Origin of the sequence: Micromonospora sp. NPDC002717 (assembly GCF_040295705.1) — a bacterium.
In the GTDB taxonomy this organism is placed as follows: Bacteria; Actinomycetota; Actinomycetes; order Mycobacteriales; family Micromonosporaceae; genus Micromonospora.
Genome location: NZ_JBEOVW010000028.1, coordinates 60,239 through 79,805, shown reverse-complemented (window position 1 = coordinate 79,805; position 19,567 = coordinate 60,239). Strand labels below are relative to the sequence as shown.

The window sequence follows — 19,567 nt, the reverse complement described above, 5'->3', positions numbered from 1 at the left end:
CTCGTCCGCGAGAACCAAACGGTCGTGATCGAAGACCTGACGGTGCGCAACATGCTGCGCAACCACCGGCTCGCCCGCGCCATCTCCGACGCGGCATGGTCGCAGTTGCGAGGCATGTTGGAGTACAAGGCCGCCTGGTACGGGCGCACCCTGGTGACGGTGGACCGCTGGTTCCCGTCGTCCAAGCTGTGCTCGGACTGCGGGCAACTGACCGAGTCCCTGCCGCTGAACATCCGGTCGTGGCAATGCCCGTGCGGTGTGACCCATGACCGGGACATCAACGCAGCGAGAAACCTCCTGGCCGCCGGGCTGGCGGACAGGTAAAACGCCTGTGGAGCTGGTGTAAGACCTCAACGGACTCCTCCGGGCGGGCAGTCGGCGACGAAGCAGGAAACCCCCACGGCAACCGGGGGAATCCCGCCCTTCAAGGCTGGGAAGATGTCAACAGGTGGAACATCTGCGGCAGGCCCTGGTGCGGCTCGCCGACCAGGTAGCCGGCCGCGCCGGGGCGCCCGCCCGGCCGGTGCACGCCCTCGCCGAAGTTCAGCAGCGTGGTGCCCCGGTAGCCCACGGGCCGGGCGCCGCCAGATCAAGGCGGGCGTTGACAGCGGCGCCGCGGCCGGGCCCACTAGGGTGGGCGGGTCAGACCGCGAGCCACCGGAGGACGCCTCGTTGCCCGACGCGCCAGACGCCGAGCCCTATCTCCCCAGCTATGACCCGATGATCGTGCCCTGGCACCTGACCTGGGCGGAGGTGGAGCCGTCCCGGCAGCCGTTCGATCCGGTCGCCGCCCCCGCCGTCGTCCGGTCGCTACCGCCGGCCGCCGCTGTTCCCACCCGACCACCCGGCCGGTCGGGCCGACCGGAGGTGCACGAGTGGGGGCAGCGGCAGGGCACCTGGTGGGCCGACGAGATGAGCTTCGCGATCGTCGGTCACTACGGGCACTGGGCATCGGGCTGGCGGTGGGGCGTCGGCGAGGCGGACTTCGGCGGCGGCCCCGTCCACGCCTGGTGCTGCCCCGCCGACAGCATGGGTGACCCCGAGCAGACGCTCGACGTGGTCACCGAGGCGCTGGTCGAGTGGCGGGGGTGGCTGGAGGAACTGGCCGAGCGCTTCGACCGGTTCCTGCCGCTGATCGCCGCCGACCGCGCCGACCCAGCCGCCTGGGAACGGGCGGTGGCACACCTGGTCACCGTGGTGGTCGACCGGACCTGCGCCGACGGCGGCTGGGAGTGGCACTGCAGGCAGGTGCTCGGCTGGTTCCTCGGCTTGGCGGGCCTACCGTCCGAGCGGCACAAGCCGCTGCTCGACCGGTCGATCGACGGTCGCTTCGACGAGTTCCGCACCCCGTCGAACCTGCTGATCCAGGACGTCGCCGAACGATTCGGCCGCGCGGTGACCGGCCGGGGAGCAAGCCCACACTGAACGTGCCCGCCGACGACCCGCTGCGGGCGCTGCTCGCACACTCGCCACGCGACGCGGTGCCGGGCTGCCGGTACGGCGTCGCCGGCGGCATCGACGCAGCCGATACCGGTCCCGTCCCGGGCGGCTCCGTCAGCGGGCGCCGGTCAGCTCGGCCAGCCGCCGGTCGGCGAGTTCCTGGATGCGGTCCTTGTCGCTGACGATCACCGTGCCCGGGTCGGCGTCCGGCAGTTCGTCCTCCAGCCGCCGGATCGGCCGGTACGCCCACCCGGCGGTGGCGAGCGCCAGGGTGCACAGCCCGGCGACGACGGCGGTGAGCGCGATCCCCCGGCCGGGCCCGTGCCCGATCACCGCGCCGATCGACCCGGCGACGCTGTCGCCGGAGGCCATCAGCGGCTCGAAGACCCCCTCGGCGAGCGGAGCGGCGGTGAGGAACCCGGCGGGCACCATCAGCCAGGAGAGCATCAGCGTGGTGGAGAGCACCCGGCCCTGCAACTCCAGCCCCACCTTGGCCTGCACGATGGCCAGCCAGTGCGTGTTGACCAGCGCCGAGGCGAGCCCCAGCCCGAACAGGCCCACCGCCGGGAAGACCGGGTCCGGACGCAGCCCGACCATCAGCATCGCGACGCCGAGCAGCACCACGCCGGTCAGGATGCCGGTGGTCCGCCGCGCCGTGCCGCCCCACACGCCCATCAGGATGCTGCCGAACAGCAACCCGGCGCCGCTGGCGGCGAGCACCACGCCGAGCACGGAGGGGTCGCCGAAGGAGAGGGTCAGCGGGGTGGCCAGCACCTCGACGACGGCGAAGAAGTAGTTGAGCAGGGCGGTCAGCACGATCATCGCGAGCAGGCCGTGCCGGCGGGCGATGAACCGCCAGCCCCCGAGGACCTCCTGCCCGAACGACTCCTCCCGCCGCTTGAACAGGGTGTCGGGGAAGCGTACGGCGAGGGTGACGCCGACCGCGACGGCGAAGCTGACCAGGTCGATCAGGACGATGCCGCGCAGGCCGATCGCGACCACGAGCGCGCCGCCGACCAGCGGGGCGAGCACGGTGCTGGTCGCGGTGCCCAGCGAGATGAGGCCGTTGGCCCGGCCGTAGTACCGCTTGGGCACGAGCTGGGTCACCGCCGCGAGGTACGCCGGTTGCTGGAACGCGGTGGCCAGCGCGCTGGCCGTGAGCGCCGCGAAGACGTGCCAGAGCTGCGCCCGGCCGGTCCAGAGCAGCACCGCCAGGACCACCGTGCCGCAGGCGGCGAAGGAGTCGGCGCAGACCATGATCAGCCGGCGGTCCCAGCGGTCGGCCAGCGCGCCGGCGATCGGTGAGAGGACCACCGCCGGCAGCAGCGCCAGCACCGACGCCAGCGCGAACCAGGAGATCGAGCCGGTGCGCTGGTAGACCCACAGCGACAGGGCGAACCCCGTCAGCCCCGTGCCGACCAGCGACACGAGCTGCCCGAACGCGACCAGGAAGAACGTGGCCAGCCCGGAGCGGGCCGGCGGAACCGACGCGGGAACGGCCGACGCGGGAACGGCCGACGCGGGAACGGCAGCCGGCGCGGGGACGGCCACAGCGGCGGGGACCGCCGCGTCCGGCGCGGGGACGGCTACGTCCGGCGGGTCGGCCAGGATGATGTCCGCCAGCTCCGTTGCCTGGTGCTTCTGGAAGTAGTGCCCCGCGCCCTCGATGGTGCGCAGGCAGACCGAGTCGGAGAAGTATCCCCACTCCAGGTAGCGCTCCTCGTACAGCTCGGTGGCGCGGTCACCGGTGCCCACCACGCAGACGATCGGGGCGGCCAGCCGCCGGGGCAGCCCCTGGGCGTAGACGTCGGTGTAGTAGTCCTCGCCGACCCGGGTGTCGGCCAGGAAGACCCCCATCAGGAAGTCCTTCTCCCGTTCGTCGAGCACGTCGGTGAAGAAGCCCATGGCCCGCAGGAAGTCCAGCGCGTGCCGCTTCGAGGTCCAGCGCTCCATCGGGAAGGCGCGACGGAACCAGCGGGCGAACCGGCCCGGCAGCCGGGGTGCCGGGAAGTGTCCGCCGACGACCACCCGGCGCACGTCGACTCCGGCCGCCTCCAGCCGCCGGCCCAGCTCGACGGCGGTGGCGCCGCCCATGCAGTGGCCGTAGACCAGCACCGGCCCGGAGATGCCGGCGGTCACCTCGGCCACGCACCGCTCGACCAGCTCGGTCATGCCCAGGGCCGGCTCGTCGGGGCGGTTGAGGTCGTGCCCGGGGCGTTGCAGGGCGTGGAGCGCGACGTGCGCGGGCATCGCGGCGGCCAGGGACTGGTAGGTCACCGCGCCGGCCCCGGCGAACGGTACGCAGAGCACCGTCACCGCCGGCGCGGTCGCCCGGGGCGGGGTCAGCTCGTGCAGCAGCCGGTCGGGCTCGCCCGCCGCGGCGTCGGCGTGCCCGGTCAGGCCGCGGATCGTCGGGTGGCGGAACAGATCCAGCACGCTGATCGGCGGCTCGATGCCGCTGAGCGCCCGGATCGCCGTGAACGAGTCCCCGCCGAGGTCGAAGAAGTCGTCGTCGATGCCGACCCGGTCGTAGCCGAGCACCTGCGCCCAGCGCTCGGCGAGGGCGGCCTGCAGCGGGGTGGCCGGCGCCGCGCCGACGTCGCCGCGCGGCCCGCCGCGCTCGGGCGCCGGCAGGGCCCGGCGGTCGACCTTGCCGTTGTCGGTCAACGGCAGGGCGTCGAGCGGCACGTACGTCGTCGGGACCATGTAGTCGGGCAGCCAGTCGCGCAGGAACGTCCGCCACCGGCCGGCCCCCTCGTCCGGCGGCTCGGGGCGCGGCGCGAGGTACGCGACCAGGGCCGGCTCGCCGTCGATGTCGCGCACCACGACGGCCGCCTCCCGCACCGCCGGGTGCCGTTGCAGCGCCGCCTCGATCTCGCCCAGCTCGATGCGGTGGCCGCGCACCTTCACCTGGGAGTCGTTGCGGCCGAGGCACTCGACGGTGCCGTCGGGACGCCACCGGGCGAGGTCGCCGGTGCGGTAGAGCCGGGCGCCCGGCCGGTCGGCGTACGGGTCGGGGCGGAACCGGTCGGCGGTCAGGCCCGGCTGGTCGAGGTAGTCGCGGGCCACCCCGGCGCCGCCGAGCCAGAGTTCGCCGACCACCCCGACGGGCACCGGCCGCAGCGCCTCGTCGAGCACGTACGCCCGCAGGTTGGCGATCGGCCGGCCGATGGTGACCTCGGGCGCGTCCGGCGCGATCCGGGCCGTGGTGGCCCAGATGGTGGCCTCCGTCGGCCCGTACATGTTCCACAGCTCGCCGACCCGGGCGGCCAGGTCGCGGGCCAGCGGCGGGGGCAGCGCCTCGCCGCCGCAGAGCGCCTTCAGCCCCGGCATCCCGGTCCAGCCGGAGGCGATCAGCAGCCGCCAGGTGGCCGGGGTGGCCTGCACGACGGTGGCCCCCTCGGCGCGCAGCAGCGCGGCCAGCCCGGCGGCGTCGTAGCCGACGTCCCGGCCGGCGACCACCACCCGGGCGCCGACCACCAGTGGCAGGAACAGCTCCAGCGCGGAGATGTCGAAGGCGAAGGTGGTCAGGGCGACCAGGGTGTCGTCGGCGGTCAGGCCCGGCGCGTGCCGCATCGCGGTGAGCAGGTTGACCACCGAGGCGTGGCTGACCCGCACGCCCTTGGGTCGGCCGGTGGAGCCGGAGGTGTAGAGCACGTACGCCAGGTGCCCGGGCGTGGTGACCGGATCGGGGTCGGCGGCGCACTCGACGGCCAGGGACGGGTCGTCGACGCGCAGCACCGGGCCGGCGAAGTCCGCGAACCGGTCGGCCAGCGCCGGCTCGGTGACCAGCACCGCCGCGCGGCTGTGGTCCAGCACCCAGCGCTGCCGGTCCAGCGGGTACGACGGGTCCAGCGGGACGTACGCGCCACCGGACTTGAGCACGCCGAGCAGCGCCACCAGCAGGTCGGCGGAGCGTTCCATCGACACGGCGACCGTCACGTCCGGCCCGACGCCGACCCGACGCAGCCGCCGGGCCAGCCGGTTGGCGCGCACGTTCAGCTCGGCGTAGCTGAGGGTGCGGCCCGCGAAGGTGACCGCGGGGCGGTCCGGGGTGCGGGCCACCTGCTCCTCGACCAGCCGGGCCAGCCCGACCGCCGGGACCGGCGCGTCCGTGGCGTTCCACTCCCCCAGCTGCCGGCGGCGCTCGGCGGGGGTCAGGATCTCCACGTCGGCGAGCCGGCCGTCGGGGTCCGCCACGAACGCGGTCAGCAGCGTCTCCAGGTGGGCCAGCATCCGCTCGGCGGTGCCCGGGTCGAACAGCGCGGTGTTGTACTCCAGGCAGCAGAGCAGCCCGCCCGGCCGGTCGTACGCGTACAGGGCGAGGTCGACCTGGGCGGTGCCCGGTTCGACGGTGAGCTGCTCCACCCGCAGGCCCGTCATCGCCAGGTCCTGCTCGGGCAGGTTGAGCAGGTTCACCATCACCTGGAACAGGGCGTTGCGGCTGAGGTCCCGCGGCACGTCGAGGGCGTCGACGACCCGCTCGAAGGGCGTCTCCTGGTGGTCGTACGCGGCCAGGGCGGTGCGGCGGGTCTCGTCGAGCAGCCGGGCGACGCTCCAGTCGCCGTCCAGCGTGGTGCGCAGCACGATGCTGTTGAGGAAGAAGCCGACCATCGGCTCCAGCTCGGCGCGGACCCGGCCGGCCACCGGGGAGCCGACGCAGATGTCGCGCTGCCCGGTGTAGCGGAACAGCAGCGCCTGCACGGCGGCGAGCACCGTCATGTAGAGGGTGGCGCCGTGCCGCTGGCCGAGGTCGCGGACCCGCTCGGTCAGCGCCGGCGGCAGGGTCAGGCGTGCCACCGCCCCGTCGAAGGTCTGCACCGGCGGCCGGGGCCGGTCGGTGGGCAGTTCCAGGGCGCCCGTCGCGCCGGCCAGCCGCTCGGTCCAGTACGCCAGGTCGGCGGAGTCGGCGGCGGCCCGCTCCCGCTGCCAGCGGGCGTAGTCGGCGTACTGGACCGGCAGGTCGGGCAGGGGCGAGGGCAGGTCGGCGGCGAAGGCGGCGTAGAGGGCGCCCAGGTCGGCCCGGATCACCCCGAGCGACCAGCCGTCGGAGACGATGTGGTGCATCGCGAGGCAGAGCACGTGCCGCCCCGGCCCGGAGCGGAACAGGACGGGCCGGAACAGCGGCCCCCGTTCCAGGTCGTACGGCCGGCGGGCCTCGGCGACCAGCGCCACGCGCTCCCGCTCGGCGAGGTCCGCGTCGTCGGCGCCCTCGGCGGCCAGGTCGACCACCGGCAGGTCGACCGGCGCGGCGGGCAGCACCACCTGCACCGGGTCGCCGCCGTCGGGGGCCGGGCGGACCACGGTGCGCAGCACCTCGTGCCGGCGCACCAGCTCGGTCAGCGCGGCGGCGAGCACGCCGACCCGCAGGTCGCCGTGTAGCCGCAGGGCGGTGAGCACCGCGTACGCGACCTGGTCGTGCACCTGCTCCAGGAACCACAGCCGGCGCTGCCCGGAGGAGACCGGGACGGGCCCGGGGTCGGTGGCGCGCGGGATCGGCGGCACCGCCGGCTCCGGGGCGGCCGGCAGGGCGGCGGCGACCCCGGCGACGGTGGGCCGGGCGAACACCGCCTCGATCGGCAGCGCCACCCCGAGCCGGGCGCGCACCCGGGCGACGACCTGGGTGGCGAGCAGCGAGTGGCCGCCGAGGGCGAAGAAGTCGTCGTGCGCGCCGACCGGCGCGACGCCGAGCAGCTCGGACCAGATCTCCGCCACCGCCCGCTCCGCCTCGGTGCGGGGGGCGAGGTAGGCGGTGGTCAGCGCCGGCCGGTTGCCCCGCTCCGGCGAGTCCACGCCGGACGGGACGCCGCCGCCGCCCGCAGGGGACGCAGCCGCCGTGCCGGACGACGACGCGGGCTCCACCCCGTGCACGGCGGGTTCCGCGCCGGGCGGCGGGGCAGGGCGCGGGGCGGGGACGGTGCGGTCGACCCAGTGCCGCTGCCGCTCGAACGGGTAGGTGGGCAGTTCCACCCGGCGGTGCGGCCCGGGGTGGAAGGCGGACCAGTCGACGCGTACGCCGGCGAGCCAGAGCCGGCCCACGGCGTCGAGCGCCACGCGGTGGTCGTCGGCCTCGGCGCGGACGTGGCGCATGACCTGCACCACGCGGTCGGGCCGCGCGCCGCCCTGGCGCAGCAGCCCGCCGAGGGTGTGCCCGGGGCCGACCTCCGCGACGACCAGGCCCCGGTCGGCCAGCAGCGCGGCGCAGTCGGCGAAGCGGACCGTGCCGCGCAGGTGCCGCACCCAGTACTCCGGGTCGGTGACCTCCCCGGGCCCCACGGTGGCGCCGGTGACGTTCGACAGGAACGTCGTCGTCGGCTCGGCGTAACCGACCTGCCGCGCCTCGACGCGGAAGTCGTCGAGCACCGGGTCGAGCAGCGCGGAGTGGAAGGCCCGGTCGGCGTGCAGCGGGCGGGTCTCGACCCCGTCGCGGTCGAGCCGCCGACGCAGTGCGGCGACGGCGTCGGGCCGGCCGGACACCACGCACAGGCCGGGCGCGTTGACCGCGGCGAGCGCCAGGTCGTCGCCGAGCAGCGCGCCCACCTCGGGCTCCGGCAGGGCAACGGCGAGCATCGCGCCCGGCCCGGTGCCCTGCGCGAGGCGGCTGCGGGCACACACCAACCGCAGCGCGTCGGCGAGGGAGAACACCCCGGCGAGGCAGGCGGCGACGTACTCGCCGAGGCTGTGCCCGGCCACCGTGTCGGGGCGCAGGCCCCGCTCGACCAGCAGCCGGGCCAGCGCGTACTCGGTGACGAAGAGCGCCGGCTGGCTGATCCGGGGCTCGGCGAGCAGGCTCTCCGCCTCGGCCCGGTCGGCGGGCGCCGGGTCGAGCACCGCCCGCAGGTCCACCCCGAGCGGCTCGCGCAGCAGCTCGGCGCAGTGGTCCACGACCGCCCGGTAGCCGGGCTCGGCCCGGTACAGGCCGGCGCCCATGCCGACGTGCTGCGCGCCGTGGCCCGGGAAGACGAAGGCCAGGCCGGCGTCGCCGTCGGTCGCGGCGGTGAGCAGCCGCGCCGGGTCGCCGAGCGCGTCGAGGGCGTCGGCCCGGTCGGCGCAGACGACGGCCCGCCGGTGCGCCATCTGCCGCCGCCGGACCAGGCCCGCGGCCACGTCCGCCAGCCGCAGCGCGGGGTACGCGTCGAGGTGCGCGCGCAGCGCGTCGGTGGCCCGGTCCAGCGCGGCGGGCGTACGCGCGGAGAGCACCAGCAGGTGCGGACCGGCGGGCGGCGCGACGGCCTGGGGCGCGGCGGCGGCGTGCGGGGCTTCCTCCAGCACGACGTGGGCGTTCGTGCCGCCCATCCCGAAGGAACTCACCCCGGCCCGGCGCGGCCCGGAGTCGCCCGGCCACGGTCGGGCCCGGGTCGGCAGGTGGAACGGGCTGGCGGCGAAGTCGATGGCGGGGTTGGGCCGGCGCAGGTTGACCACCGGCGGCAGGGTGCGGTGCCGCAGGGCCAGCACGGTCTTGATCAGGCCGGCCACCCCGGCCGCGGCGTCGGTGTGCCCGATGGCGGCCTTGACCGAGCCGAGCGCGCAGAACCCGGTGTCGGCGGTGCCGCGGCGGAACGCCTCGGTGAGCGCGGCGACCTCGATCGGGTCGCCGAGGCTGGTGCCGGTGCCGTGCGCCTCGACGTAGCCGACCGTGCGGGGGTCCACCCCGGCCACGGCGAGGGCCCGGCTGACCACCTCGGCCTGGCCGGCGACGCCGGGGGCCGAGTAGCCGGCCCGGCGGGCGCCGTCGTTGTTCACCGCCGAGCCGCGGATCACCGCGTGCACCAGGTCGCCGTCGGCGAGGGCGTCGGCGAGCCGGCGCAGCACCACGATGCCGACGCCGCTGGAGGCGATGGTGCCGCGGGCGTCGGCGTCGAACGGGCGGCAGTGCCCGTCCGGGGAGAAGATCCCGCCGTCGTGGTGCAGGTAGCCCTGCCGCTGGGCGGGGAAGACGCTCACCCCGCCGGCCAGCGCCAGGTCGCACTCGCCGGCGAGCAGGCTCTGCCGGGCCAGGTGCACCGCGACCAGGGAGGTGGAACAGGCGGTGCCGACGCTGACGCTCGGCCCGGTCAGGTTCAGCTTGTACGACGCCCGGGTCGCCAGGAAGTCCTTGTCGTTGCTCAGCGCGAGCTGGTACTCCCCGAGCGCCCGGATCTCCTCGGGCGCGTCGCGCAGGTGCTCCGACAGGTAGTCGGCCCGGCCGGAGCCGGCGAAGAGCCCGATCTGCCCCGCGTACGCCTCGGGGTCGTGGCCGGCGCGTTCGAGGGCCTCCCAGGCGCACTCCAGCAGCAGCCGGTGCTGCGGGTCGAGCACCTGCGCCTCGCGCGGCGTGAAGCCGAAGAACTCGGCGTCGAAGCGGTCCACGTCGGGTAGTTCGGTGCCCCGCCGCACGTACGCCGGGTCGCCGAGCAGCTCCGGGTCGGCCCCGTCGGCGAGCAGTTCCTCGGTGCGGAACTCGCGGACGGCCTCCACGCCGTCGCGGACCAGCCGCCAGAACTCCTCCGGGGTGCGGGCGCCGGGAAACCGGAGAGCCATCCCGACCACCGCGATCGCGTCCCCGGGCACCCCCGTACGCGTGGCGGCCGGGGCCGCGCGGGGCGCCGGGACGGCCGGCGATGCGGCGACGCCGGCGAGGAACCGGGCCAGCGCGGCGACGGTGGTGTGCCGGAACAGGTCGGTGACGGTGAGCACCGGGCCGAGCCGCTCGACGAGCAGCCGGTGCACGGCCAGCAGCCGCAGCGAGTGCCCGCCCAGGTCGAAGAAGTTGTCCCGGGCGCCGACCCGGTCGACGCCGAGCACCTCCCGCCACACCTCGGCGACGAGCCGCTCGGCCGCCGCGACGTCGCTGACCGGCGGCGGCGCCGCCCCGGCCGGCCGGTCCGCCGCCGGCTCCACCAGCGGGCCGGCCGGTCCCGCGCGCCCCGCCTCGGACGCCGGGTCGACGCCCCCTGCCTCGACCGCCGGGCCCGCCGGCTCCGGCCTGCCGCCCGGGGGTGGCGGCAGGGCGGCCGGGTCGAGCTTGCCGTTGCCGGTCAGCGGCAGCGCGTCGACGCCCACGAACGCGGCCGGCACCAGGTGTGCGGGCAGCTCCGCCCGCAGCCCGGCGCGCAGCGCGGCCGGGTCCGGGTCGCCGGTGAGGTAGGCGACCAGCCGGGGGTCGTCGGGGTCGTCGCGGCGCAGCACGACGGCGACGTCGCTGTCCGGCCGGAGCCGGCGCAGCGCCGCCTCCACCTCGCCGGGCTCGATGCGGTGGCCGCGCAGCTTGACCTGCCCGTCGGCGCGGCCCAGGAACTCCAGGACGCCGTCGGCGCGCCACCGGGCCAGGTCGCCGGTGCGGTAGAGCCGCCGCCCGCCCTCGGCGGCGAACGGGTCGGGCAGGAACCGGTCGGCGGTCAGCCCGGGCCGGTTCAGGTAGCCGCGGGCCACACCCGCGCCGCCGACGTACAACTCACCGGTGACGCCGACGGGAACCGGGTCGAGCCGGTCGTCCAGCACGTAGAGGGTGGTGTTGGCGATCGGCCGGCCGATCGGCACGGAGCCGGTCCGCGCGGTGTCGGGGCCGACCTCGTGCACCGCGCAGCCGACGACGGTCTCGGTCGGGCCGTACTCGTTGACGAGCCGGGTGCCGGGGGCGTGGTCCCGCCACAGCGCCACCTGGTCGGCGCGCAGGTTCTCCCCGCCGATGACGAACGCCCGGGTCCGGCCCGCCGCCCCGGTCTCCCCGACCTGCCGGTTGACGATCTCCAACTGGGCGGGGGTGATCTTGACCAGCCCGTACGGCGTGCCCCGTGCGCGCAGCGCCTCGCCGAGCCCCTCCGGCCCGAGGTCGTCGGGGAGCAGCCGGACGGTCGCGCCGGCGGCCAGCGGCACCAGCAGGCTGGTCACCGTCAGGTCGAAGCCGATCGACGAGTGCACCGGCACCTCGTCGCCCGGGCCCAGCCGGTACGCGGCGCCCGCCCAGCGCAGGTAGTTCACCACGCCCCGGTGGGTCACCATCACGCCCTTGGGGCGGCCGGTCGAGCCGGAGGTGTGGATGACGTAGGCGAGGTCGTCCGGGCCGGTCCGCGCGGACACCGGGGTCGTCCCGGTCGGCGGCGCGTCGAGGCCGACCTCGACCGGCCGGGCCTCCCCCGCGGGAAGCCGGTGCCGCAGCCGGGCGGAGGTGAGCACCACCGGCGCGCCGCTGTCGGCCAGGAGGTACGCCAGCCGGGCCGGCGGGTGCGTAGGGTCCAGCGGCACGTACGCGGCCCCGGCCTTCAGCACCGCGAGGAGCGCCACCGGCAGCGCGGCGGACCGTTCCAGCAGGACGCCGACGAGGTCGCCCGCGCCGATCCCCTCGGCGCGCAGCGTCGCGGCCAGCGCGTCGGCGCGGGCGTCGAGTTCCCCGTAGCTCAGGGCGCGCGTGTCGTCGGCGACCGCCGGGGCGTCGGGCAGCTCCCGGGCCCACCGGCCGACCAGCGCGTGGACGCCGTCGTCCGGCGGCGCGGCGGTGGCGGTGTCGTTCCAGTCCACCAGCATCCGTCGGCGTTCCTCGGCGGCGAGCAGCCGGGCGTTGCGGATCCGCGTGTCGGGGTCGGCGAGCAGGTCGGCCAGCAGGGTCCGGAAGTGTCCGGCGAGCCGCGCCACCGTCTGCGCGTCGAACAGGTCGGTGCGGTACTCGACCACGGCGTCGAGCCCGTCCGCGCCGGGGCGTACGGCCACGGTCAGGTCGAACTTCGCGGTGTGGGTCGGCACCTCTACGCAGGTCGCGTCGATCCCGGGCAGCCGCAGCGGCGCGGGCGCGTCGGCGTGCACGAACATCACCTGGAACAGTGGGCTGTGCCCGGCGTGCCGGGCCGGGCGCACCGCCTCGACCACGCTCCCGAAGGGCAGCTCCTGCCGCTCCTGGGCGGCCAGCACCTCGGCCCGGACCCGGGCGACACAGGTGGCGAAGGTCGGGTCGTCGGTCAGGTCGGTCCGGATCACCACGGTGTTGACGAACAGGCCGACCAGCGGCTCGGTCTCCGGGCGGCCGCGGTTGGCCACCGGGGTGCCGACGGGCACGTCGTACCGGCCGGTCCACCGGGCCAGCAGCACCTGGAACGCGGCGAGCAGCAGCAGGTACGGGGTGACGTTGAGCCGCAGGCACAGCGCCCGCAGCGCGTCGGGCGGGACGCCCAGCGGGAACGCGGCGGTGGCGCCGGCATGCGACGGCGCGGCGGGCCGGGGGCCGGGGGTGGGCAGCTCCAGCACCGGCGGCGCGCCCGCGAGCCGCTCCCGCCACCAGCGCCGCTGCGCCTGCGCCTCCGGCCCGGCCAGCCACCGCCGTTGCCACCGCGCGTAGTCGCCGTACGTGACGGGCAGCGCCGGCAGCTCGGCGGACCGGCCGGCGAGCCGGGCGGCGTACGTCTCGGACAGCTCGTCGGCGACGATCCGCAGCGACCACTCGTCCACCGCCACGTGGTGCGCGGTCAGCACCAGCACGTGGTCGGTGTCGGCGAGGCGCAGCAGGCGGGCCCGCAGCACCGGGCCGCCGCCCAGGTCGATCGGGGTGGCCGCCTCGGCGGCGAGGCGGGCGGTCAGCTCGTCCTCCCGCGCGGACGCGGCCAGCCCGGTCAGGTCCAGCACGGCCAGCAGGCCGGTCGGCGACTCGGCGACCACCGGCACCACCTGGTCGCCGTCGACGCTGAGCGTGGTGCGCAGCGGCTCGTGCCGGGCGACCACCGCGTCCAGCGCCGCGCTCAGGGCGGGCAGGTCCAGCGGGCCACTCAGCCGCCACGCCACCGGCGCCAGGTACGCCGGGTCGCCCGGGTCGGCCTGCGCCAGGTACCACATCTGCCGCTGCCCGGCGGAGGCGACGCGGTCGGCAGCCCCGCCGCCGGGAATGATCGCGTCCGCGCCGGGGACGGCCGCGCCCCCGTCGGCGGCGGCGGCACGCCGGGCGCGCAGGGCGGCGAGCAGCGCGGCCTGGCGCGGGGAGAGCACGTCAGTCATCGAGACGCCCGAGCATCGTCTCGGCCTCGGCGTCCGAGCAGGCCAGCACGCTGAGGTAGAGCGCGGCGGCCTCGTCCACGGCGGGACCGTGCTCGGCGCGCAGCGCGGCGGTGAACTCGCCCAGCGTGGGGTGCTCGAAGACGGCGGCCAGCGGCACCCGCACGTCGAGGGCGGCGCGCAGCCGGGCCGCCATCCGGGCGGCCACCAGGGAGTCGCCGCCGAGCACGAAGAAGTTGTCCTGCGCCGTCACGTGGTCGGCCGACAGCGCACCGCGCCAGGCGTCCGCCACCACCTCCGCGACCGGATCGCCCCCGTCGCGCGGCCCGCCTGTCGTCATCGCGTCCCCCCGTCGTCCACGCCGGCGGCGGTGGCGCCGGCTTCCATCCCCAAATCGAAGATCCGCACCCGCAGCAGGTCGATGGCCTCCTCGTCGTCGGCGGCCTCGTGCACCGGGAACGGCACCGGGACCGGGCCGGTGCCGGCGGCGTCCAGCAGGAACCAGAGCCAGGCCAGGTACCGTCCCGCGATCTCGTCGGCCGCCGTCCCCGCCTCGGCCGGGTCGAACCCGTGGTCCGTGACGAAGGCGCGGGCGAGCCGGGTCAGCTCGTCGCGCAGCCGGTCCACGGTGGCCGCCGGGTCGGCGAGCAGCGGCGTCGGGTCGGCCGGCGCGGGCTCGCCGGTGAGCTTGCGGTGCAGCACCGCGTACTCGTGGCGGACCGTCTCCTCGTCGGGCACGGTCGCGGCGACCAGGACCAGGTGGACCGGTGGACCGTCGGCGTCGGCGAGGGCGCGGACCAGGTGGTGGGCGAAGACCGCCGCGCTGCAGTAGCCGACGACCGTCACCGGGCCGGCGTCGGCTGGGCGCAGCCGGAGGAACTCCGCCGCGCAGGCGTCCGCCAGGGCACGGTGGCCGGGCAGCCCCGGGTCCAGCTCCAGGCTGGTCACCGGGTCGAGCCGCCAGATCTCGTGCTGGACGTCCGGCCCGGTGTAGAGCGGGCCGGGCAGGTCGCCGCCCGAGCCCGCCGCTCCGGCGGCCTCGGCTGCCGCGAGCGCCGCGGCGAGGCCGGGGCCGGCGGAGTCGCCGGCGAACTCAACCGTCAGCAGGCACCCGGACCGTCCCTCGCTGACCTGCCGCAACGCGATCGTCCGTGCCATCGGGGTCTCCTTGTGCGTACGCGTCGAGCTGGTCGGTGACGGCGGCGGCGAGCGCCGCCGCGGCGTCCGGGGTGAGCGCCCGCCCGTCGGCCTCGACGAGGACGGACAGCGACCCGCCCGGGTGCTGACGCAGGGTCAGGCAGATGGGGAAGCGGTTGGCGGCGCGGCGTAGTTCCCGCCGCCGCCAGGTGACCGCGCCGGTGAGCAGCTCGGGTTCCTCCACCGAGTCGAGGTAGCAGGTCGGGTACGCGCCCGGCGGCGCGCCGGTGCCCCGCAGCACCTCGCCGGCCACCTCCCGGAACGGGGCCTGCTCGGCCACCGCCCGACGCAGCTCCGCCCGGATCCGGCGCAGGGTGTCGGGCCAGGACGCCCGCAGGTCCGTGCAGGGCAGCAGCACGGTGTTGACCGCGTACCCGGCGACGTCGAACTCGTCGGCGGCCCGGCGGGTGGTGGTGGCGCAGCCGACGACCACCGCGTCCCGGTCGAGCAGCGCGCCGAGTGCCCGCGCGTACGCGGCGGCGGCCAGCTCGGTCGCGGTGCCGTCGCCCGCCCGGGTCAGCGCCCGGGCCGTGGCGCGCACCGGACGGGCGACCACGGTCCGGCCGGTGCCGCCGGGCACCGGGGCGGGCTCGGCTATCCCGCGCACCCGGGCAGCGGTGGCGCGGACGGCCTCCCGGACGGCGGCGTCGGCGACCCGGGCCGACCGACGCAGGTTCAGGTCGCACAGCGTGGTGGCGGGCAGCGGGGGCGACCAGGCCGGGTCGTCGTGGCAGCGGGCCAGGTCGGCCAGGAACAGCCGCAGCGACCATGCGTCGACCGCCAGGTGGTGCCAGACCAGCAGCAGGTCGGTGCGGTCGTCGGACCCGAGCACGGCGCAGCGCAGCAGCGGCTCGGCCGCCGTGTCGAAGGGGCGGCGGGCGCGCTCCCGCACGGCCGCGTCGAGCGCCGGGCCGTCGGCGAGGTCGACCAGTTCCACGGCCGGCGGGTGCCGGTCGAGCACCAGCTCGGGCAGGCCGTCGACGAGCCGCAGCCCGGCGCCGAACGCGGGGTGGGCGGCGACCGCCCGGCGCAGCGCGGAGGCCAGCCGGGGCCGGTCCACCGGGGAGGTCGTGCTGAACCAGACCGGCTCCACGTAGAGGTCGGTGCCCGGGTTCAGCTCGTCGTGCAGCCACAGCCCGAGCTGCTCGGGGGTCAGCGGCGCGCGCCGCGCGCCCACCGGGGGCGCACCCGCGGTCGCCGTCGTCAGGGGCGCGCCCACGACCGCCGGACCGTCGGACGCGGCCCGCCCGGCGGCGTCGGGCGGGCGCTCGGTCGACGCCGCCCGGAGCCGGGCGGCGAGGGCCGCCGCGTCGGGGGCACGCAGAACGTCGGTGGGGGTCACCCGCACGCCGGTGCGCTCGGTCAGCCGGGCGGCCACCCGGGCCGCGGCGAGCGAGGTGCCGCCGAGCGGCAGGAAGGCGTCGCCGGCCCGGATCTCCCCGGCCGGCAGCACCCGCCGCCAGGCGTCGAGCACCACGCCGACCGGGTCGGGCACGCGGGCCGGACCGGCCACGCCGGCCGGACCGGGCACGCCGGCCGGGTCGGGCACGTCGACCGGGCTGGCCACGCCGGCCGGGGACCCGGCGGCGGGCAGGGGCAGCGCGGCGAGCCGGTCGTGGTCGTACTTGCCGTGCGGGGTGAGCGGCAGCCGGGGCAGCAGGGCCACCACCGCCGGCACGGCGTACCCGGGGAGCCGGTCGCGGGCGTGGTCCCGTACCGCCCGCTCGGTCAGCCCGGCCCCCGGCTCCGCCGCCACGTACGCCACCAACACGTCCCCGAGCCCGTCCCACCGCCGGGCCGCCACCACCACGTCGCGGACACCGGGCAGCCCGCGCAGCACCGACTCCACCTCGGCCGGCTCGATCCGGAAGCCGCGGAGCTTGACCTGCCGGTCGACGCGGCCGAGGAAGAGCAGGTTGCCGTCGGGCAGGGTACGCGCCAGGTCGCCGGTCCGGTAACTGCGCGCGCCGTCGGCCGCCACGCCGAACGCCGGTTCCCCGCCCGGGTCCCGCAGGTAGCCGCGGGCCACCGCCGCACCGGTGACGACCACCTCGCCGGTCCCCGTCGGGCGGCACGATCCGTCGGGTTGGCGCAGCAGCAGCCGGGTGCCCCGCACGGCGGTGCCGATCGGGGTCCGCTCGCCGGCCACCGCGCCGTCGCGGGGCACCACGTACAGGGTGCAGCAGACGGTCGCCTCGGCCGGGCCGTACCCGTTGACGACGGTCAGGGCCGGCCGACTGCGGGCGATGTCCTGCAACAGCGGGCGCGGGATCGGCTCGACGCCGACCAGCAGCCGCCGCAGCCCGGTCAGCGCCCCCGGCTCGGCGCGCAGCAGCGCCCGCAACTCGGGCAGGAACGCCGGCGGCACGTACGCGCTGCCCGCCCCCGCCGCGTCCAGGAACCCGGCGAGCGCGGCGCCGTCGTGCCGGGCCCCGTCCGGCACGACCCGCACCGTCCCGCCCCGCACCAGCGGGGCGAAGCACTCCCAGACCGCGACGTCGAAGGAGGGGCGGGTCCACCACGTCCCGGTGTGCCCGTCCGGCGCTGGCGCGCGGTCGTCGAGGTCGGCGAGGAGGTTGAGCAGGTTGCCGTGCTCCACCTGCACGGCCTTCGGCGCGCCCGTCGAGCCGGAGGTGTGCACCACGTACGCCACGTCGGACGGCTCGCCGGTGTCGGTGAGGGGCGCGGCCGGCCCGGCCCCGACGGCGGCCGGCGCGAGGACGGGCCGCCCGGGCGGGGCGGACCCGGCCACCACGAGCGCCGGTTCGGCGGCGTCGAGCAGCGCGGCAACGCGGGCCGGCGGTTGGCGCGGGTCCAGCGGCACGTACGCCGCCCGCACCGCGAACGCGCCGACGGCGGCGGCGACGGCGTGCGCGCCGGGCTCCAGCAGCACCCCGACCCGGTCGCCGGGGCCGACACCGCGCGCGGCGTAGCCGGCGGCGTAGCGGCCGGCCAGGTCGCACAGGCCGGCCCAGGTGACGACGGCGTCCTCGGCGTGCACGGCGACCGCGTCCGGCCGCCGGTCGGCGGCGGCGAGCAGGCGGCCGAGCAGGGTGGCGGTCACCGGGCCGCCCCGACCCCGTCCGTCGCGACCGGCGCGGCGGCGCGCAGCGCCTCGACGGCGGCGAGATAGTCGGCGAAGCGCCGGTGCTCGTAGAGCAGCGTGGCGCGCACGTCGACCCGCAGGCCCTGCCGGACCAGGGCGCTCAGCCGCACCGCGAGCAGCGAGTCGCCGCCGACGGTGAAGAAGTCGTCGTCGGGGCGGGGCGGGGCGCCCAACACGGCCCGCCACGCCTCGGCGACCGCCGTCCCGGCCTCGGTCGGCCGGTCCCCCGGCGCGTCCCGGCCGTCCCCGCGCTCGCCGGCCAGCCGCCGGGCGGTGCCGGCGCGCAGCGCGGCCCGGTCGAGCTTGCCGTTGGTGGTCAGCGGCAGGGCGTCGCACCGCTCCACGAGGTGCGGCACCATCGCGGCGGGCAGCCGGGAACGCAGCCAGTCCCGCACGCCGTCGGCGTCGACCGCGCCGACCACCCAGGCCACCAGGAGCGTCTGCCCGTCCCGGTCGAGCGTGCCGGCCGCGGCCTGGCCGACCCCGGGCATCGCGAGCAGGGCGAACTCCACCTCCCGCAGCTCGATCCGGTGGCCGCGGATCTTGACCTGGCCGTCGCCGCGGCCGACGAAGTGCAGCTCGCCGTCGCGGTCGCGCCGGCAGACGTCCCCGGTACGGTAGCGCCGCTCCCCGTCGGCGACGCCGAAGGCGGCGGCGGTCTCGGCGGGCGCGGACCGGTAGCCACGGGCCAGCACCGGCCCGGCGACGAGCAGCTCACCCTGCTCGTCGCCGTCCCCGGGGCCGGTCGGGGCCAGGGTCAGCCGGGCGCCGGCGACCGGCCGTCCGATCGGCGGCGGACCGGTCCGGTCGGTGTGCCGGCGCAGGTCCGACGTGGCGGTGACCAGGATGGTCGCCTCGGTGGGGCCGTAGAGGTTGTGCACGGCGGCGCCGAAGTCGGCCGGCGGCCAGGTGCGCAGCCGGTCGCCGCCCGTGGCCAGGCTGCGCAGCCGGCCGGTCTCGGCACCGGCGCGCAGCAGGTGCTCGGCGAGCGGGGTGGTGAGGAAGCAGTGGTCGACCTCGCGCACCGTCGCCGCCACCCGCTCCGGGTCGCGGGCCACCGACTCGTCGGCGAGCAGCACCGTGGCGCCGCGCATCAGTGGCGCCCAGAGGTCGAGCAGGGCGGCGTCGAAGGCCAGCCCGGCGAAGGCGGCGGTCCGCACGCCGGGGCCGAGGTGGAAGGCTGTCGCGTACCAGTCGAGGACCGTCCACAGGCTGCGGTGGGCGACCTCGACCTGCTTGGGCCGGCCGGTGGAGCCGGAGGTGGAGATGAGGTACGCCAGGTCGTCGGCGTCGGGCAGCCGCAGGTGTTCCGCCCGGCCCGCGCGGACCGGGGTGACCCCGGCGGGCACCCGGTCGCCGTGCTCCTCGGCGGTGACGGCGACCCGGCAGCCGGCGTCGGTGAGGATCCGGGCGACCCGGGCCGCCGGCAGCGCCGGATCCAGCGGGAGGAACGCGGCGCCGCAGAACCAGGCCGCGAGCTGCCCGACGACGGCGTCGGCGGTACGCGGCCGCAGCACCGCGACGACCCGCCCCTCGGCGTCGCCCGCGTCCAGCGTCGGGGCCAGCGCCCCGGCCAGCGTCGTGGCGGCGGTGACGAGGTCGCGGTAGCGCAGCGTGCCGTGGCTGTCGACGACCGCCGGCCGATCGGGGTGCGTCCGGGCGGCGCGCAGCACCTGGGCGGGGACGGTGGCGGGGCGGTGCTGACCGGCACGTGCGGTGGCGGTCACGGCTCCCCGCAGGGTCGGGTCACGACAGCGCCTCCAGGTCGCGCGGCGGCAGGGGTGCGTAACAGCACGTCAACGCTTGTTACGCGAGTCATCCTGGCACCACGGCACGTGTCACGACCATCATCGACGGTGACGGGCCGGA

The 19,567-nt window shown here is 77.1% G+C and carries 8 protein-coding genes; 2 read left to right on the top strand and 6 right to left on the bottom strand.

What is annotated here, in order from left to right; all coding sequences use genetic code 11:
* On the top strand, nt 1-324 hold a 324-nt coding region (locus ABT006_RS28915), incomplete at its 5' end, for an RNA-guided endonuclease TnpB family protein (RefSeq protein ID WP_350711519.1).
* A 100-nt stretch (nt 325-424) separates the two neighbouring features.
* On the opposite strand, the gene ABT006_RS28910 is transcribed toward ABT006_RS28915, so the two are convergent.
* Complete coding sequence (locus tag ABT006_RS28910) at nt 425-571, bottom strand: hypothetical protein (RefSeq protein WP_350711518.1); 147 nt, start codon at nt 569-571, stop codon at nt 425-427.
* 101 nt (nt 572-672) lie between these two features.
* Here ABT006_RS28910 and ABT006_RS28905 point away from each other — a divergent pair, with 101 nt between their 5' ends.
* Complete coding sequence (locus ABT006_RS28905; protein WP_350711516.1) at nt 673-1,425, top strand: hypothetical protein; 753 nt, start codon at nt 673-675, stop codon at nt 1,423-1,425.
* 129 nt (nt 1,426-1,554) lie between these two features.
* Here the strand turns inward: ABT006_RS28905 and ABT006_RS28900 are convergent, their stop codons facing one another.
* Genes ABT006_RS28900 through ABT006_RS28880 form a run of 5 tightly spaced genes read right to left on the bottom strand, consistent with a single transcriptional unit; the run spans nt 1,555 to nt 19,425 of the window.
* The gene (locus tag ABT006_RS28900; RefSeq protein WP_350711515.1) at nt 1,555-13,398 is read right to left on the bottom strand and encodes a non-ribosomal peptide synthetase/type I polyketide synthase; all 11,844 of its coding nucleotides are present in this window, start codon (nt 13,396-13,398) and stop codon (nt 1,555-1,557) included.
* Nucleotides 13,391-13,735: a phosphopantetheine-binding protein gene (locus tag ABT006_RS28895; protein ID WP_350711514.1), complete on the bottom strand. Its 345-nt coding sequence runs from the start codon at nt 13,733-13,735 to the stop codon at nt 13,391-13,393. The genes ABT006_RS28900 and ABT006_RS28895 overlap by 8 nt, the downstream gene beginning before the upstream one ends.
* The gene (locus tag ABT006_RS28890; protein WP_350711513.1) at nt 13,732-14,553 is read right to left on the bottom strand and encodes a hypothetical protein; all 822 of its coding nucleotides are present in this window, start codon (nt 14,551-14,553) and stop codon (nt 13,732-13,734) included. The genes ABT006_RS28895 and ABT006_RS28890 overlap by 4 nt, the downstream gene beginning before the upstream one ends.
* Nucleotides 14,489-17,656, bottom strand: a complete 3,168-nt coding sequence (locus ABT006_RS28885; protein ID WP_350711511.1) for an AMP-binding protein — start codon at nt 17,654-17,656, stop codon at nt 14,489-14,491. The genes ABT006_RS28890 and ABT006_RS28885 overlap by 65 nt, the downstream gene beginning before the upstream one ends.
* Nucleotides 17,653-19,425 (bottom strand): non-ribosomal peptide synthetase, encoded by a 1,773-nt coding sequence (locus tag ABT006_RS28880; RefSeq protein ID WP_350711509.1) that lies wholly within the window; start codon nt 19,423-19,425, stop codon nt 17,653-17,655. Before ABT006_RS28880 ends, ABT006_RS28885 begins: the two co-directional genes overlap by 4 nt.
* Between the last annotated feature and the right edge of the window lie 142 nt (nt 19,426-19,567).

Excerpts from the sequence above, each read along its gene's own strand:
- ABT006_RS28900 (WP_350711515.1), bottom strand. The coding sequence starts at position 13,398 with ATGACTGACGTGCTCTCCCCGCGCCAGGCCGCGCTGCTCGCCGCCCTG.
- ABT006_RS28895 (WP_350711514.1), bottom strand. The coding sequence starts at position 13,735 with ATGACGACAGGCGGGCCGCGCGACGGGGGCGATCCGGTCGCGGAGGTG.
- ABT006_RS28890 (WP_350711513.1), bottom strand. The coding sequence starts at position 14,553 with ATGGCACGGACGATCGCGTTGCGGCAGGTCAGCGAGGGACGGTCCGGG.